This window comes from Fibrivirga algicola, from assembly GCF_011742925.1.
Taxonomy (GTDB): domain Bacteria; phylum Bacteroidota; class Bacteroidia; order Cytophagales; family Spirosomataceae; genus Fibrella; species Fibrella algicola.
Map to the genome: position 1 here is coordinate 162,897 of NZ_WAEL01000009.1, position 17,161 is coordinate 180,057.

At 55.3% G+C, this 17,161-nt stretch carries 11 protein-coding genes; 6 read left to right on the forward strand and 5 right to left on the reverse strand.

Going from position 1 to position 17,161, the window contains the following annotated elements:
* Positions 1-120 precede the first annotated feature (120 nt).
* On the reverse strand, positions 121-2,019 hold the full coding sequence (locus F7231_RS22265; protein ID WP_166693602.1) for an AAA domain-containing protein: 1,899 nt from the start codon (positions 2,017-2,019) through the stop codon (positions 121-123).
* Positions 2,020-2,235: 216 nt separating this feature from the next.
* Between F7231_RS22265 and F7231_RS22270 the strand changes: the two genes are divergently transcribed.
* Positions 2,236-3,048, forward strand: coding sequence for a class I SAM-dependent methyltransferase (locus F7231_RS22270; RefSeq protein WP_085414262.1), 813 nt, complete (start codon positions 2,236-2,238; stop codon positions 3,046-3,048).
* Between the two features lie 85 nt (positions 3,049-3,133).
* Here the strand turns inward: F7231_RS22270 and F7231_RS22275 are convergent, their stop codons facing one another.
* On the reverse strand, positions 3,134-4,213 hold the full coding sequence (locus F7231_RS22275; RefSeq protein ID WP_166693603.1) for an SDR family oxidoreductase: 1,080 nt from the start codon (positions 4,211-4,213) through the stop codon (positions 3,134-3,136).
* A gap of 197 nt (positions 4,214-4,410) precedes the next feature.
* Complete coding sequence (locus tag F7231_RS22280) at positions 4,411-6,009, reverse strand: Na+/H+ antiporter (protein ID WP_166693604.1); 1,599 nt, start codon at positions 6,007-6,009, stop codon at positions 4,411-4,413.
* 174 nt (positions 6,010-6,183) lie between these two features.
* Here F7231_RS22280 and F7231_RS22285 point away from each other — a divergent pair, with 174 nt between their 5' ends.
* Both F7231_RS22285 and F7231_RS22290 read left to right on the forward strand, forming a co-directional pair.
* A complete protein-coding gene (locus tag F7231_RS22285; protein ID WP_166693605.1) occupies positions 6,184-8,346 on the forward strand; it encodes a polysaccharide lyase family 8 super-sandwich domain-containing protein in 2,163 nt (720 codons plus the stop codon).
* Positions 8,347-8,374: 28 nt separating this feature from the next.
* Positions 8,375-9,958, forward strand: coding sequence for a glycoside hydrolase (locus tag F7231_RS22290; protein ID WP_166693606.1), 1,584 nt, complete (start codon positions 8,375-8,377; stop codon positions 9,956-9,958).
* Positions 9,959-10,059: 101 nt separating this feature from the next.
* Here the strand turns inward: F7231_RS22290 and F7231_RS22295 are convergent, their stop codons facing one another.
* Positions 10,060-13,704, reverse strand: coding sequence for an SdrD B-like domain-containing protein (locus F7231_RS22295; RefSeq protein WP_166693607.1), 3,645 nt, complete (start codon positions 13,702-13,704; stop codon positions 10,060-10,062).
* 59 nt (positions 13,705-13,763) lie between these two features.
* Here F7231_RS22295 and F7231_RS22300 point away from each other — a divergent pair, with 59 nt between their 5' ends.
* Positions 13,764-13,937 carry a hypothetical protein gene (locus F7231_RS22300; protein ID WP_166693608.1) on the forward strand — a complete coding sequence of 58 codons (174 nt, stop codon included), beginning with the start codon at positions 13,764-13,766 and terminating at the stop codon, positions 13,935-13,937.
* Positions 13,938-14,607: 670 nt separating this feature from the next.
* On the opposite strand, the gene F7231_RS22305 is transcribed toward F7231_RS22300, so the two are convergent.
* Positions 14,608-15,651, reverse strand: coding sequence for a Gfo/Idh/MocA family oxidoreductase (locus F7231_RS22305; RefSeq protein ID WP_166693609.1), 1,044 nt, complete (start codon positions 15,649-15,651; stop codon positions 14,608-14,610).
* A 513-nt stretch (positions 15,652-16,164) separates the two neighbouring features.
* Between F7231_RS22305 and F7231_RS22310 the strand changes: the two genes are divergently transcribed.
* Positions 16,165-16,509 (forward strand): hypothetical protein, encoded by a 345-nt coding sequence (locus F7231_RS22310; RefSeq protein ID WP_157510681.1) that lies wholly within the window; start codon positions 16,165-16,167, stop codon positions 16,507-16,509.
* A gap of 240 nt (positions 16,510-16,749) precedes the next feature.
* Positions 16,750-16,974, forward strand: a complete 225-nt coding sequence (locus F7231_RS22315; protein ID WP_157510680.1) for a hypothetical protein — start codon at positions 16,750-16,752, stop codon at positions 16,972-16,974.
* Positions 16,975-17,161: the final 187 nt, after the last annotated feature.

The following is a 17,161-nucleotide window of genomic DNA, read 5'->3' on the forward strand; positions in this document are numbered from 1 at the left end:
TAGGGAATTGGAGCGGTTGGGCCTTTCGAATGGACGTATATAAAGTCCCGCTGAACGGCTGTCGGAAACCCATACATTCGCCAACTTGAGTTAAAAGCGACCCGTTGCAAACGACTCAGCTTACAGCCATTCCCAGGCGCTCTGGTAGCCGTTGAGTTTCTCGGCGTAAGTGATGAAATCGGCATAGAAAGCCTGACGTCCCAGTGTGGCGCTATCGCCGATGACAACCAGTTTCTTGCGGGCCCGGGTCATCGCCACGTTCATCCGGCGAATGTCGGATAGAAATCCGATCTCGGCCCGGTCGTTGCTTCGGGTCATGGAAATGTAAACAATCTCGCGTTCCTGCCCCTGAAAACTATCGATGGTATTGACCGAGATCGACTGGCGGTAGGGTTGCAGGTCGGGTGCATGTGTCAGCTGCTCGTTCAATACAGCCAGTTGCTGCTTGTAGGGCGATATAATGGCAATGCTGGGGAAGTTGGCGGGCGTGTAGAACTGGTCCAACTCAGCCACAACCTGGGTGAGGTGTTTGATCAACAGGGCGGCCTCGTCGGGGTTGGTCGAACTGGTGCCCTCCAGTTTCTCTTCGAATCCGCAACCGGCCGTATCAATAAAGTGTAGCGCACTGTCGCCGGGAAACAGCGCATGTTCCGCCACCGATGCATGAGCACGCAACTGATTGCCGTAGAAAACCGAGGCCGAGTACCCCATGATGTGGGCATGCATCCGGTACTGCTCATCGAGCAGACGCACGGCCTCGGGGTGCCGCGCAATGCACTTTTCGAGCAGCGTAACGCTCAGCCCGTTGCGTGCGGCCTCTGCTGATTTGATAGTGGGTGATAGCTGGCAATGGTCCCCCGCCAACACGACCTTTTGAGCTTTCAGTATTGGAATCCAGCAGGCGGGTTCCAGTGCCTGACCGGCTTCATCGATCACCACCGTATGGAAGGTAAGACCGCGAATGGTGTAGTTGTTGGCTCCCACCAGCGTGGCGGTAATGACCTGCGCCCTCCCAACCAGGTCATCGATGATGTACTGCTCGGTGGTGGCTACCTCTTTCTGAATACGGTGAGCCTCGTCGAAAAGTGCTTTTCGCTGGTCGCGTTCGGCTTTACCAAAGCTCTTTTTATACTTGTGGGCCATCGTTTTGTACTCATTGGCCTGCTTTTTTAGTTTTTTAGCCTCCCGCATCAGGCTGTGCTCACCCATCTTGTGGTCGAGCGTCAGGGCCGTCAGCCGATCCGAAATCCGGCTCGGATTACCCACGCGCAACACGTTCAGGCCTTCGTCGTGCAGTTTTTCGCTCAGCAAATCAACGGCTGCGTTGCTGGGAGCTACCACCAGAAGCTGCTTGTGGTCCTGTTCATTAAGCGCCTTGATGGCCTGCACGAGCGTAGTGGTTTTGCCCGTGCCCGGCGGCCCATGCACCACGGCCAGTTCATTGGCCGCCAAAATTGTCTGTACGGCCTGTTGCTGGCTGGGGTTGAGCCGGGGAATGCTGACGGCTGGCAGGGTATCGTTGACGGTCGGCGAGGCAGAACCGGTCAGGATGGTGATCAGGCGATTGGTGTTGCCTTCACCGAGGGTATTGGCCTGCTTGAGCGCTTCCTGCATGTCGTCGTAGCTGGTGTCGTCAAAAAGCAGTTCAATACCCAGCTTTCCGTTGCGCGACCAGTCGGGTAACTCATCAGTGAGCAGCGTGATTTTGAGTCGGTTTCCGTTCTGGAACGAAACCGTGCCCTCGACCCGGTCTACTTTGGGATCGTGGTTGCTGAATAAGACTGCCGGTACGCCCGTTCTGAGTTGGTGAGAAAGGTCCTGATGGGTGGTGCGCTCTACGTCCACGGTCAGGTAATCGCCCCGACCCAGTTCAGAGCCCCGAATAGCGATGGGGTACCAGGTAAGGCCATTGGCCCGGCGCTCGGCCACACTGGTCGACTGGGTGAGTTGTTGGTACTGGTAGCGGTCTTCGTCCCGCTCCGTTTTCAGTAGATCAAGCAGTTTTTTAAAATACTCCATATACAAAAGAACCACCGGGCGGGTGTGATTGGTGCCGTCTTGCGTGAAGAGGGGCCAGCCTGATCACTACGGGCTACCCAACAGCGGCTAGCCAGCCAAACCGGTCTATTACGGGAGCGTTACATGACCGTTGACTTGGTGAGAATACCGCAGTATAAAGAGCGCGTTGTAGATCAGGGAATTATGGCTAACTCACCCGTCTAAACTGCACCAAAAATGAACCCAAACAAAGCATTGTGGGAAAAAGGCGACTTTACCCAAATTGCCCAGACCATGCGTGAAAGTGGTACGGCGCTCGTTGACAAACTAGGAATTACCAGCGGACTGAACGTACTCGATCTGGGATCGGGTGACGGTACCACGGCTCTACCGGCGGCCAGGCTTGGCGCGACCGTGCTGGGCGTGGATATTGCCCAAAATCTCGTTGAGGCGGGTAACCGTCGCGCTCAGGCCGAACAGCTTTCAAATTGTCGTTTTCAAGAGGGGGACGCTTCCGATCTGAAAGACCTGCCCGACCAGACATTTGATCTGGTTGTAAGCATATTCGGGGCCATGTTTGCGCCTCGCCCGTTCGATGTTGCCCGTGAATTGGTGCGCGTGACCCGTCCCGGCGGGCGGATCGTGATGGGGAACTGGATTCCGGGCGATCCGACGCTGGTTGCTCAGATCCTGAAGATCAGTTCGGCCTACACACCGCCCCCACCCGAGGGATTCATCAGCCCCATGCTGTGGGGAGTAGAAAGCCACGTGATCGACCGGTTCGGGAAAGCCGGTGTGGCAGCGGAGCACATTTCCTTCGTTAGGGACACATTCCTGTTCAGCGCGCCGTTTCCACCATCCGAACTGCTCAACCGGTTCAGAACGTACTACGGCCCGACGATGAACGCCTTCGAAGCGGCCGAAAAAAACGGGAAAACAGCAGACTTGCAGGCCGAACTGTCGGCGTTGTTCGACAGCCAGAACACCAGCGCCGATAAAGCGGCTACATCAATACCCGCTACTTTTCTGAGGGTAACAGTGCATTGCTGACCGTAGCGCGCGACTGGCTCAATTCTTTAACTGGGTACGTTGGTAACTTGACCATCAAGTTACCAACGTACCCAGTTTTGCGTTTTTACGAACGAGCAGGCGGAATCAGGCGGTCGGCCCGCAGCTGGTCAAACAGGTCGAAGAACGATTCGTCTGTCGGCTGAAAAACCGTAAAGCCAAGCTTCCGGCTCTTCGACATGTCGGTCATCACCTCGATAGGTCGGCCCAGGTCGAGATCGGTATGCCAGGCCGAGGCCACGCGGTTTAGGTTGGGTTCTACTAACTGATATTCGCGGGCAATTTCCTGCCAGAGTGGACCGTCATTGGCGATTTCAGCCTCCAGCGGATGAATGGTCCCCTCAAATCCAACGGCCTCGATCCCGAACCAGTCGGCAATCCGCTTCCACAACCAGCTCCACCGAAATACATCGCCATTGACTACGTTGAAGGCTTCGTTGTGAGCGGCTTCGGTCGTTGCGGCCCAGATGAGGTGCCTGGCAAGTACGCGGGCGTCAGTCACGTCTGACAGGCCTTCCCACTGGGCTTTCGACCCCGGCCAGCGAAACGGTTGTCCGCTTTTCTGGCAAAGCGACGCGTAAACGGCCAGGGTACTGCCCATGTTCATCATGTTGCCTACCGCTTTACCGATGACGGTATGTGGGCGGTGAATGCTCCAGGTAAAGCCATCGCGGGCGGCGGCGGCATACACCTCGTCCTCCTGCGCGTAATAGAAATTCTCGATGTCGAGGCGTGGGTGCTCTTCCCGCAGTGGTGTTTCGGGTAAGAACCCGTCTTTCGCGTAGGCATCGAAGGGCCCCAGGTAATGCTTTAGGCCTGTCACGAGGGCAACGTGCTGCACCGATTTCTTGGGAGCTAGCGCATCGAGCAGGTTATGGACCATCGTGCCGTTAACCCGGATATTCTCCGCCTCTGTGTCGTTCCGCATCCAGCTGGTAAAAAACACGTGCGTAGGGGCGATGGTGGCCAGGGCTGTCCGCAGGCTCTCGGGGTTTAGCAAATCGGCGGCAACGGGCTGTAAATCGGCTATACCCTGATTAGGGGTGCGGGCCAGTCCGTAGGTCTGCCATCCCTGGGTAATCAATTCGTGGGCTAGATTGCTGCCGGTGATTCCACTGGCACCAACAACCAAGGCAATGTGCTGCATAGGTATCGATCCGTCTTCCTTTGTTGAGTAGCGCCGGGGCTTCCATCCTGTATGGGCGGTTGCATCTGGCGTTATTGACTAGAAACGTAACGCTAGTTGAGCCCACTAGTTCGCTTCCTGACTCCCTTTTGTTTGGCCAACTAACGGGCAGCTTGGGCAGGGTAACGAGAGCAACAACCTGCCGCACAGGTACGTCGCTAACTTTCCTGTACCAGTTTTTCGCGGATTTTATACTCTTCCAGATCGATCAGGGAAAGGTATTTTCGAATGAATTCCTCGTCGAACTCCATTCGCTGATTCATCTCGATGAGTGTTGCCCGCTGCTGTTGAAGCAGGTCGAGGTAGGTACGTTGGTAGGCACCCACGGTGCCGATCGTGGGCGTGGCTGGTTCGGTGAGCGCCTGGTTGAGGAGGCCCATATCGATGGTCAGGCGTTCGTGCAGGTTGGCCAGATGGTCACTGGTTAGTCCGGCTTTTTCCAGAAACTGAAGTGAAGTCTGCGTGATGGCCTGTTGAATAATGAGTTCCTGTTTACGTTCCGGAATCGCGTTTGGCGGGTCGGTAAACGTCACTTTTTTGATGAGCAGGGGGAGTGTCAATCCCTGAAAGACCAGGGTTGCCAAAATGACAATAAATGTGATGAAGAGAATCAGGTTGCGATGCGGAAACGGCTGGCCGGTCTCCATCAGCAGCGGAATGGACAGGGCCGCAGCCAGCGAGACTACCCCGCGCATACCTGCCCAGCCCAGTATCAGCGGCCCCTGCCACTCGGGTCGGGGGTCGGCCACTGTAATGAATCGACTGGCCACGCGGGTGAACAGGGCCGCGCCGAACGTGCACACTAACCGGGTCAGCATGAGCACCAATGAGATGGTGAGGCCATAGCCGATAGCGGTGCTGATACTGACCGAGCCGAGTTGCTCCACCACCGCCGGTAACTGAAGGCCGATAAGCAGAAACACCAGCCCGTTCATCACAAACACCAGGTTGGTCCACACGTTTACGCCCTGAAGCCGGCTCTGGTAGGTCAGCATACTCTGCCGCTTGTTCGACAGCAGCAAGCCCCCGCTGACCACCGCCAGCACGCCCGAATAATGGAAGTGCTCGGCCCCGTAATACATGCAGTAAGGGGTGACTAACGTCAGCACAATTTCGATGCTGGGGGTAGTGGGCAGCCAGCGGATGATGGCGTAGAAAATGGCTCCGATCAGCAGTCCAACGCCGATGCCCATCACCACCACCAGCCCAAAACTGGTGGCCGCTTCCTGAAAGTGAAACTGACCCGTAATGACGGCTGCCAGCGCAAACCGAAACACGATCAGCGACGAGGCATCGTTGAGCAGGCTTTCTCCTTCGGCAATGCTTAGCAGCGACTTGGGTACGTTCACCTGCCGCATGATGGTTGTTGCCGAGATGGCGTCGGGGGGCGAAATGATGCCGCCCAGCAGAAAGCCCAGTGCCAGCGTGAAGCCCGGAATGAGGGCCGTAGATACAAAGGCAATGACGCAGGACGTGAGGATGACGATGGGGAAGGCAAAGCTGGTGATGACTCGTCGCCACTTCCAGAATTCTTTCCAGGACGTTTGCCAGGCTGCCTCGAACAGCAGCGGAGGCAGGAAAATAAAGAAAACAAGGTCGGGGTCGATGGTGATCGTCGAAAACTCATCGGTGAGGCTGAGGGCCAGGCCACCCACCACCAGCACAATCGGGTAAGCCAACCGGATCTTATTGGCCAGCATAACCAAACCCAAAATAATCAAAATAAGAAAGATGTATTCGATGAATAGTCCCTGCATGATGAACGCATGTATACAAAAGCGGGCCCGACGCTGGGCTTTCGAAAGGTCGCATTGCCGGGCGTACTATCCAAACCCCGTTTTGCCAATGAGGCACGGTCCAGCCTGGGCAATAGAAAATACGGGTTGCCGGCTTTACCAACCAGCGAGTGCCAACTCATAGCCCTTCCCTTCATGAAAAACCAATATTGCCGCCTGTTGCTTCTACCGCTTTTTGCGTTGCTTACGTCTGTCTGCCTGGCTCAGAATGAGGTGAAAATCATAAAAGACCGCATTGTGGCAGACCTGATGAGCACCCCCATCAGCGATGAGGCAGTGCGTGCGATACTGGCCAAAATGAATGATGATGGTAGTTTTCGGGGGATCAACTACGCCGATCTGAGCCGCACCGCCAGCTTTCCGCATGGCGGTCACACGCGGGATCTGGTGTATCTGGCCAAAGCGTATAAAACTAAATCGTCTGCGTTCTACAAGCGTAAGGCGCTGAAAGGACAGATCATAAAAGGGCTGGAGTTCTGGGTGAAAAACGACTTCGTGGGCGACAACTGGCACGACAATCAGATTACCACGCCCACCAATCTGGGTGATCTGATGCTGGTAATCGGCGACGAACTACCCGCCGAACTGGTCGCCAAAGCGCAACCCATGATAGGCCGGGCCAACATGAACGCGTCGGGGGCACGGCCCAGTGGCGACCGGATCGTTATTGCCGGCATTCTGGCCCAGAACCTGCTGTTTCAGGGCAATTTTCAGGCGTTCGACGCCATCATCAAGATCATTGAAGGCGAGTTGAAATTCTCGACGGGCGAACGCGGGATGCAGCATGACTACAGTTTTCACCACCGGGTCGATCGCGTCAACAACACATCGTCGTATGGCTACGGTAAATACGCCAATGCCTACGGCGACTGGTCGTTCTACGTGGCCGGCACGAAGTATGCGTTCTCCAAAGACAAAATCAACCAACTGGTCGATTACTACCTCGACGGGATTTACAAGCAGATGGTCTACGGCGTGTACGAAGATATAAGCGTGAAGAACCGGAGCATCTCAGGTAAGTCGACGTTTCACCCGCAGAGTACCCTTGAAATTGAGCGGGTGCTGGTGAGCACTGACTACCGGAAGGCGGAGCTGGAAGAGATCATCCGCCTGCGTAAAGGCGAAGCCAAACCGTCGGCATCGTTTGCGAAATTCTTCTGGCAAACCGAGCATTTCGTTTTTCAGCGCCCCACATTTTACACCACCGTGCGCATGTTTTCGACCCGAAACCGGAACATGGAGGAACCCTACAACGGGCCGGGCAAAACAACGCACCACCGCGCCGACGGTACCAACTACCTGATGCTAAAGGGCGACGAGTACCACAACATCTGGCCGGTATACAACTGGCAGAAAATCTCCGGTACCACGATTCTGCAAAAGAAGCAATTGCCTAGCCCCGAGGAGATTCAGAAAGACGGGCTGACCGACTTTGTGGGGGCGGTAACCGATGGCCTGTACGGGGCCGTAGCCTTCGATTTCAAAAGCCCGCACGATCTGGTAGAAGCCAAGAAGTCGTGGTTCTTTTTTGACGAAGAGTACGTTTGCCTGGGCACCGATATTAAGTCGAAGCCCAACATGCCGGTGGTTACGACCATCAATCAGGTATTGATGCGGAGCGATGTGCAGCTGATGCAGCATGGAACCGTTCAGCGCCTGCCAACCGGCAGCCGATCGCTCGACAACGTGAAGTGGGTGTATCAGGATAACGTAGGCTACATCTTCCCCCAGCCGGCTACGGTTCATCTGGCTAATCAGATAGAAACGGGCCGTTGGTCGGATATTACAGACCAGAAAAATATCAGTACGGAGTTGGTAAGCGAGCCGGTGTTTACGTTGTGGGTCGATCATGGCAACAAACCCGCCAATGGCTCGTACCAGTATATTGTGGTGCCCAACGTGTCGGAGCAGCAGGTGAATGAAACCAGCGCGGCCAACCGGTCTATCGAGATTCTGGCCAATACACCAGCGCTTCAGGCGGTTGCGCACCGGCAACTGGGTATTAGTCAACTGGCGTTTTATAAAGCAGGGAGCATTGCCGTCGACAAAGACATGACCGTGCGCATGGATAGTCAGGGCATGGCGATGCTCCGCCTGAAGAACGGTACGCTAGCCGAACTAACCCTGGCCGACCCGTCGCGGAAGCTGAGCCGGATGACGGTTTCGGTGACGGGACAGTACCGGTCGACGGGAGAGCATTACCGCACACTGGTTGACGAAAAAACGAATAGTACGCTCTTTATCGTAGACCTGCCCCAGGGCGTATACCTGGGAAAGAGTGTCCAGCTAACACTGTAATACCCATCAAAACCACGTGTTCAACGTTATGAGTTTCTCTATGTTGCGGTGCCTGACGGCCACCATCCTGCCTGTTTTGCTCTGTTCGAAGGGCAATGCCCAACCCCTTGTCGTGACAGTACAACCCGAGCAAACCTATCAGACGATACACAGTTTTGGGGCTTCTGACTGCTGGTCGGCGCAGTTTGTTGGTCAGCAGTATTCACTTGCCAACCGCGAGCGGGTGGCCGACTGGTTGTTCAGTATGGACACCGATAAGGCCGGTAATCCGAAGGGCATTGGCCTGTCGCTCTGGCGGTTCAATATTGGGGCGGGTAGTACCGAGCAGGGCGATTCGAGCGGTATCCGCAGCCCGTGGCGCCGGTCAGAATGTTTCCAGCGGCCCGACGGGTCCTACGATTGGACCAAACAGGCGGGGCAGCAATGGTTTGTCGATGCCGCCCACCAGCGAAAGGTGCCCTACCTGCTGGGGTTTACCAATTCACCCCCTGTACAGTTTACCACCAACGGCAAAGCTTACGCTTCGGGTACGTTGGGCGACTATAACTTCAACCGGCAGCGGCTGGGCGACTACACCCGGTTTCTGGCCGACGTGGCTCAGTATTTTGCCAAACGGGGAACGCCGATGCACTACCTGAGCCCGTTCAACGAACCGCAGTGGGACTGGGGCATCAAGAGAGGGCAGCGCATGGCCACCCAGGAAGGTACCCCCGCCACCAACGCCGATATGGCCGAACTAACCCGCGAACTGGGGCGTGAACTGAGCCAGCGTAAACTGCCCACCCGCCTGATACTGGGTGAGGCAGGCCAGCTGGATTACCTGTACCGGGCAGGTACGAACCGCAGCAAAACTGGTCAAGACGATGTAATCACCGCCTTTTTCGAACCGGGCAGCCCAACCCGGATTGGCAACGTACCCAGCGTTGAGCCGATCATTTGTGGGCACAGTTACTTCACCACCTCACCCGCCACAAAACTGATCAGTATGCGGCAGGCACTGGCTGAAAAAGCAAAGCAGGCCGGGGTTGATTTCTGGCAGTCGGAATACTGTGTGCTGGGCGACAACGACGGCGAAATCAACGGCAATGGGCGGGACCTCGGCATGACAACGGCCCTCTACGTCGCCAAAGTGATCCATGCCGACCTCACGTCGGCCAATGCCACGTCCTGGCAGTGGTGGCTGGCGTTGAGTGCCAGCAACTACAAAGACGGACTGGTTTATGTAGAAAAGAACGGAAAGATGGGCGAGACCGCCCAAAACCAGCAGGATGGCGACGTACTCAGTTCTAAAACGATGTGGGCACTAGGCAACTATGCCCGCTTTGTCCGCCCGGGAATGATTCGGGTGGCCGCACAAACAAACGAGGCGCAGCCCGGAGCCAATGCACCCATGGTATCGGCCTATCGCACAGCAAACAAAAAGCAACTGGTTATTGTCGTAGTCAATCCCGGCGAGGCCCGCCCCATCCAACTGGAAAGTGGTAGCCGCCGCACGCGCCAGATCGAGGTTTATGAGACAACGGATACGGCCGATCTGCGCAAACGCACCAGCCCGGCAACCGGCCTAGTACTGGCCCCCCGCTCGGTAACCACCTTCGTGACTACTCTGTAGGTACGTTCAGTACAAAAGGGAATGCCCGCCGGAGACAGTCTGTTCACTGTTCCCGGCGGGCATTCCCTTGCATGGTAATCAGCCACCGCTGATCGGCGAGGCTACCTGAGTCGCTGGATCATCAACGGCAGGCACTTGCCCTCCGGGCAATCGCACCGCTGCACGTCGATTGGGAGTTCGGTGTAGCAGTTGGTGTCGTTGTATACCCGTACCCAGTACGTACCTGGCTGCTGGAGCGGACTTAGTTGTCCAGTAGCCGGGAGGGTTGTTCTGCCCATTGTCAGTGCCGTTCCGGTAGCAAACGAATTGCCACGAACCAACTCGTAGGTCAGGGGAGCATCGGTAACGGGCGTGGTCAGGACAATCGTGTAAGCGGCTGGACCGGCGCATAGCACGCTATTCAACTCGATGGCCGGTTTTGGATTAACCAGTAGGGTTGCCGTGGCTGTTGTAACGCTGGTACCGACCGAACAGGTCGCGGTAAATGTGAGTAACGTTGGGCTTGTAATGGCGGCGAGATAACTAGTCGATACCAGAACTGACTGGCCTGTAGCAGCAACCGCACCGCCTGTCCATTGAATGGTCCCCAACTCGCAACCAATAGCGGTTAAAGTGGCTGTTTCACCTGCACAGACCGTTGTGCTGCTCACGGCCAGGTCGGCAGCAACGGTGCAACTGGCGGGTGCTGTATAGGCTTGCTCAGCCGTTTGGCCAGCGTAGCTGACACGCACGGTATGCAGACCAGAGCCCGACGGCAGCCCGGTCAGCGAGAAGGGAATGGCTGTGTCACCAGCCGTTATGGGCAACGTTATTGTTTCAGTGCCGTCGGTGAGGATGGCCGTATCGGTGATCGCATTCGTTAGTGAAAGCACGCCCGTTAACGTGTATGCATTCGTCAGAGAGGTACATGCTCCTGGAGTCACTGACAGAGCCAGTGTGGGGATACAGGTGGTTTGTGGCAACAGGGTCGACAGCACCGTAAAGCAGCAGGGACCATTGTATACGACGATCGAATAGCTGGTTCCGCTGGTGGTGGCCGGGGTGGGGAGATCGGTGAAACTCACCTGCCCAGCCACAACCGTCCGGCTGTTGTCGGTGGCCGTGTAGGAGGGGGGCGTACCGGCAGTAAACAGGATCGCCTTGTCGCCGTTCTGAATGCCGCTGAGGTCAATGCGCCCATCATTCTGAGCTATTGTACCACTGGCTGGACAGGTCGGCGGGGTCACTGACACGCTGGCGACCAGGGTGGGCAGGCAATAAAAGCCTGCGTCAAGGCTGTGGTCAACCGAGCCGAGGTTGCCGGTGGTTACCGTAATGATTGGTACAGACAGACCCGCCACATTGCTTATCTGGGCATCTGAATCGTTGATGTCGTTGCGTGTGCCGCCGGTTGCGTTGGCGGTGGTGAGTTGATAATGCCCCCCGGCGTCGGTAAGAACGTTATTTGTGAACTGGCCACCTGCACCAAACGCGATCTGGTAGGTTGTGTTGGGTAGCAGATCGGTGGTTGTGCCGGCGATAGTCGATGAAGTGGGCGAATACGTAAAGTAGTAGTCACCGCTGACGTCAGTGGTAGTGGTGGTAATCAGGGCACCGTTCTGGTACAAGGCTACCTGCACACCCGGCAGGCCTTTTTCGTCGGGGTCCTGCTCACCATCCTGGTCATCGTCCTGCCAGACCCGGTTGCCCAGTTGCAGGTACGTAGGCAGGTCGCAGGTGAGGCTAACCCCGCCCAGGCCGGTTGCTTTGCCGAATGTACTGCCGTCGCCCTCCAGCGTTCGATACACCACGTAGGCGCTCGATGCGTTGTTGCCCGAGGTATAATACCCGGTGGTGTTGCTCAGGTATCGAATGCCGCCCGACCAGGATTGATTGTTGAGTGGGTCCATCGTCGACACCACTACTTCGCCCGAGCCCGGCCGGATGGCAATGGCCCCGTTGGCGTTCTCGGTGTGAACCAGGGCACCGTCGTACAGGAAATCGTCGTTGTAAAATTCGCCGCCGCCCGGCCCTTCGTTGTTCGCTGTGCTTGCCCCCACATTTGGCCCGGCTTTGCCGCCGTTTTCCAGCACGTAAGTTCCGTTGCTGAAATAGGCCCGTAGCACATCGCCACCACTCATGTTCACATAGTGCATTTCGTCGGGAACATTGGTGCCGAAGTTTTCAAACCCAAGTTGCAACCCCGACCGGTCGTTGAAACCCAGCACCATCGACCCATCAATGTCGAACTGAATATCGGCCAGAATCGGCTGGGGGTGAATGATGGCGTCGGTGCCTACCAGGGTGAATTTATTGAAGTCATCCTCCCACGGAAACCAGCCGCGAACGCTGAAATCAGTACGGTCAGGCGCTCCTTTCGGGTACGTCAGCGGGAAATCAAAAATGACCCGGAAGCTGCCGCCGCTGCCCAGATTGCCCGACGTACCCGGCGTATAGGCATATACCACGGCGCGCAGATCACGTTTGTCTTTGCTCAACGAGGCATCGCAGACCGTGCCCACGTAGACTTTGCCCTGGTAGGTCTTCACGCCCCAAATGCGGCGCTGGCCACTCTGGCAGGTGATATCGGTCGGAAGGGAGTGAGCCGCCCAGTCAGACGGGCCGGGCGCGCCGCTGGCAGGCACCCGGAGGGAGTAGAGCTGTCCGTCGTGCAGGTTGGTGAACCAGAGCAACGAGCCGTCTTCGGCCATATCCATATCGCCCATCCCCACTTTGCCCACCGCTGCAAAGGCAGGCAGGTCGTAATTGGCGGTAGCGGGTTCGGCTACCAACCCACGGGCGCTGTTAGATGGGATTGTGCCCAGGTCAATGCCCAGGCTGGTTACATCGACAAACAGGTTGGTAGTGGCCGAACTATAGCTGGACCCCGATAGATCGGTAACGTAAATGCCGCCTAACCCACCCGGCCCAAGGCCCACGTGGCGGCGCATGACAGCGCTGGTGAATAGCCGTTTAGTGAACTTGTTATAGGCGGTACCCCACAAGGAGCCAACCTGACTGGCAGTAGCCAACGGGGTCATGCGACTCATGTCTTTATTGCCCCGCAACGAATAAGGGAACGCCACGATTGCATCCAGCACGCCGGCCGGTGACCCACCCGGTAGCGGGTCACCGTTTACAAAGCAGGGGACAATAATGAACGGGTCTGTCTGGCAATGCTCCTGTGCGTTCAACACGCCTAAATCAACGCCACAGTTCGGGCTACCGACAAACTGCACCGTGGTACGCCCATCGGTACCGGCGGGTGTACCATTACCGGCATAGGTAGGTACGTTGCTGAACTCAACCCGGACCGGATAGGCTTGCGCTGGCACAGCCAGAGTGTACCTGCCCAGTGAGTCTGTTGAGGTGGCGAGCACAGAGCCGTTGCTGGTAATCGCCTGCACCACAATATCTGGCAATCCCGTCGACTCACCGGATTGATGAATACCATCGGCGTTAAAGTCTTTGTAGACCGTACCACCCAGGCCGGCACAGGCAAGCGGTTGGCAGGGGGTAGGAGTTAGTACTGTTGATGAAATGGTACAGGTGGTGTACGAGACTGATACGCTGATGGGTGAACCGGTCGCCTCGATTTCGAATGCCACGAGTTGCGGGCTTTGAACGTCGGCGTTGGTTAGGGTGGATACCAGGCGTGGACGGATTGTTCGGGTCTGATCGCCCAATTGTACAATAATCGCCTCGCCGTCTGGAACACTAGTCCAGCTCACTTCGGCACTTACAGTCGCCTTGCTGAGGCCGCTCACTGAATAACAACCTGTTATATTGGTCAGTAAGCGGAGTCCACAGTCATTTTCGCTACTTGTTGTCGAATTTCCGACGGCGTCAGCTGACGCATCTCTCGATCGATCTGGCGCTGGGCTTTGGTTCGTGCGAGCCTGCGTTCGCACTGATGCGGTTGGTTGATAGCCGGTCAGTGCAGATGCTGAAACGAACCGGTTGTCAGGGTCTGATGAATGAGCAACTAAAAATGGGATAAACAGAGGCACAAGTAGCCGTAAAATCATGCTGGTTGGGCTTATTCCTGAATACTAAATGTGTAACGCACTGCTGCTCTTGTGCCCGAGCGATTCGACTGGCTGGGCAACTGGCAGACCAATTCGTTCAGATCAGGAAAAAGTTTATTGATAATTGGGTACGCGATTAGCGAGAGCACTTATGCGGATAGAGGTCAAGATTCGTACCAGTGGCCATTACCCTAGCCGAAAGGGAGATGAACGTGCCTGGGGGACGTAAATGAGACTTGCTGCTACCCCATGAGGCCGCTACTTCGTATGTATACTACGAGTCACAATAATTACACCAGTTTAGTAGTTATCCTTAGTTATTTTGGCAAGTTTCGGTCCATAAGCACCGTGGAGCATACTTGCCCGGCCAGGATGCAGGCGCAACAGACTAGCGCGACGCCGGTCTGCCGTGGGGTGTCAGTTGACTTTCACGGGTAGGCTGTTGGTTGTAGGGCACGCATGCATCAGCGCACAAATGCAGGGTAGTGCCGTTAGCCAGTCTGCTATGCCAAGGCGAAGCAACCTGGTATAACAGGCAGAAATACCTGGTTGTGCCCAATACTAAGCGGACAGGCAACCGCCCCTTCCGGAGGGGGAAGCGGCAGCAGGCAGGAAGGTGTGACAGGGAACGTACCTGACTAGTTAGAAGGAGAGAGTGTGCCCTTCACGGTTGCTTTGCCGGGCCAGGTCAATCACTCTGGTAGTCGCCAGAATTTCGAGGGGCTTTACCGCCAACTCAGCTCCATTGGCAACAGACTCGTATAGCCATTCGTAGTAGGCTGCGTAGTTACCGGGCAGGCTGGCTACCCGTTCGCTCTTGTCGTTGGTGGTAAGTAGCCCACGGTTTTCAATTGGCTCGGTACCCCAGTTGGGTGTATTGGGCAACGTACCCAGCTTCAGACTGGGCTCCTGCACATCCAGGCCGCCCTTAGTAAACGAGCCAGCGGTACCGTGAATAGTGAACCGACGGTGGTTCTGGTGAGCCATCAGGCTGGATTTCAGGGTAATCACCTTATCAGAATAGCCTAGCCGGATAGTAAACCAGTCGTCAATCTGGCTGTTGGGTCGGATGCTCCTTATTTCGGCCGAGATGTTTTGTGGGTTGCCAAACAGGTGTAATGCCTGGTCGATGAGGTGAGGACCAAGATTAAATAAGCTCCCCCGTCCCTCACCCGGAAGCTCTTTCCAGGACGCGCTTCGGGTATCTACTGGCATGAACCGATCATACCGGGCCTCGTAATCGAGTACATCGCCAAGCCGATTGTCGGCAATGAGTTGCTTGACTGTCAGAAAATCGGCGTCCCAACGTCGGTTCTGATAGGCCGTAATAAGCAGGCGGCGCGAGGCGGCCAGTGCCAGCAGTTGCTGGGCCTCTGTTTCAGTAAGGGCAAAGGGTTTTTCTACCACCACATGCTTGTTGCGTTCCAATGCAGCCTGCGCGTAGCGGAAGTGGGTCTCATTGGGCGAACAAATAAAGACAAGTTCGATGCGATCGTCGGCAAGTAGTTCGTCAACCGTTGCAACGGGTATGATCTCCGGGTCAAATGCCGTTACCTCACTGGGTCGGCTACTCATCACATGGGTTACTTTAAAGCCCGGATGAACGGCCAGAAACGGTGCGTGGAAGTAGCGGCCAGACAGGCCAAAGCCAATCAGGCCGACGTTTATTTTCTTAGGTGGTGTCATGTAAACGAGTAGCGGGCCAACTGACTAATTAGGAATCACCGCTCCACTGCCGTGATAAGGCGAAAAAGGACTGAAGTTACCCGGATTGGGAGTGGGGCTTCCGAGGCAGGCTGATGTTGTCTCTCCTATAGCTTGTCCGAACAACTGTAGGACGGACAGTAAGGTAGATCAAGTAACTAGAATATCAACTTGGGCTCTTATTGAGGTCAATTTAGAAAAAAGGTAACAATCATATGGCTGTTTTAAACTTCTGCGTTATTTTTAGAAGTAATTCCATAGGATAGATACTTTAAAACTATTGTATGCCAATCTGGTAGACGAAAGTGGATTTGTGTAACCTAAAGACTACTTGTTGCCGCTATCCGGGTCAGCATCCTGTCGGTATGGCGTATACCAGATTGCACTTGTTTGTACACGTATAACATATCTGTGTCGATTCGGCGGTTACAGCCGAGAAGACAATTGCTCAATAATAGACTATAACGCAGAAGCCATTTTTCTTGCTGTACTCTTATGTTACAATTTTCATCAATCAGACAGGTAGACGAATCTCGGCCAGCCGATAATTTTGATAATCAATCATTCAACGTATTCTATGAGCGGTTCGCCCCTAAGCTTTGGGGAATCATTCTACTAGCTAATTTACCCGTTGCTCATTCAGAAGAGATACTGATCAAGACAATGCAGAATGCCTGGGCAGAACGTAGTCAACACCCGGCTACTGATCGCTACTACCTGTCAAGATTAATCAGCATTGCCCACGCCGAAGGACTGCCCTACGAACGGGTACAGTCATTTCTAAAATCACGCCTCCGTCCCTTCTCATCCATAAATCGGGTGGTGCAAAGCATAGAATAAGTTAAAGAACACCTCGGCTCGTAGTCGACAAGCCTGATCCGCGTTGTGGGTATGGCTTATTCGAATGGTGGCGGTAAAATCTGGAAATGAGCCAGCTGCTCGCCCTACCAACCATACCTGGCTAACACCGTAATCGTAATCTGTTAATTTGACAGGGCTGAGCGAACAGTAGGAATCGATTCACTACTTATCAGGATATAGCACTTGTCCGGATGGCAATCTCCTAAACCGGCTTGTCTGATGGCGCCTTGTTCGGATCGCAACACGGCACTCTTACTCAAAAAGTCGACCTACTCATGGGAAGTTGGTCTGGCCAACCTTGTTCCAGCCGGGAAGGATATTCAGGTACGTCTCTCATCGGGTTACACACTGTCTGGCCCGGCAAAGCATATAGTTGTTTTGGTACCCGCTGCGGTAGGGGCAATGGGGGCCAGTCAGCTTCACCGACAGGCTTTGTACTCATGAGCACAGTATTTTTCAGGGTCAACCCTCCTCTATACGAGTGAGCCGATACCTAATTCGGCTAGATGCACATCTACATGAATCAATTGAGTACACTTCGCCAGCCTAGTTTACTGGCTCGAAAAGCTCCGTTCAGGTTAGTTACCTCCACGCGGGCGATTGGTCATCACGCTGCCAGGGGGCAGTTCTA

Bases quoted from the DNA above. Each gene is read 5' to 3' on its own strand.
- F7231_RS22265 (WP_166693602.1), bottom strand. From the start codon at position 2,019: ATGGAGTATTTTAAAAAACTGCTTGATCTACTGAAAACGGAGCGGGAC.
- F7231_RS22270 (WP_085414262.1), top strand. From the start codon at position 2,236: ATGAACCCAAACAAAGCATTGTGGGAAAAAGGCGACTTTACCCAAATT.
- F7231_RS22275 (WP_166693603.1), bottom strand. From the start codon at position 4,213: ATGCAGCACATTGCCTTGGTTGTTGGTGCCAGTGGAATCACCGGCAGC.
- F7231_RS22280 (WP_166693604.1), bottom strand. From the start codon at position 6,009: ATGCAGGGACTATTCATCGAATACATCTTTCTTATTTTGATTATTTTG.
- F7231_RS22285 (WP_166693605.1), top strand. From the start codon at position 6,184: ATGAAAAACCAATATTGCCGCCTGTTGCTTCTACCGCTTTTTGCGTTG.
- F7231_RS22290 (WP_166693606.1), top strand. From the start codon at position 8,375: ATGAGTTTCTCTATGTTGCGGTGCCTGACGGCCACCATCCTGCCTGTT.
- F7231_RS22305 (WP_166693609.1), bottom strand. From the start codon at position 15,651: ATGACACCACCTAAGAAAATAAACGTCGGCCTGATTGGCTTTGGCCTG.
- F7231_RS22310 (WP_157510681.1), top strand. From the start codon at position 16,165: ATGTTACAATTTTCATCAATCAGACAGGTAGACGAATCTCGGCCAGCC.
- F7231_RS22315 (WP_157510680.1), top strand. From the start codon at position 16,750: ATGGCGCCTTGTTCGGATCGCAACACGGCACTCTTACTCAAAAAGTCG.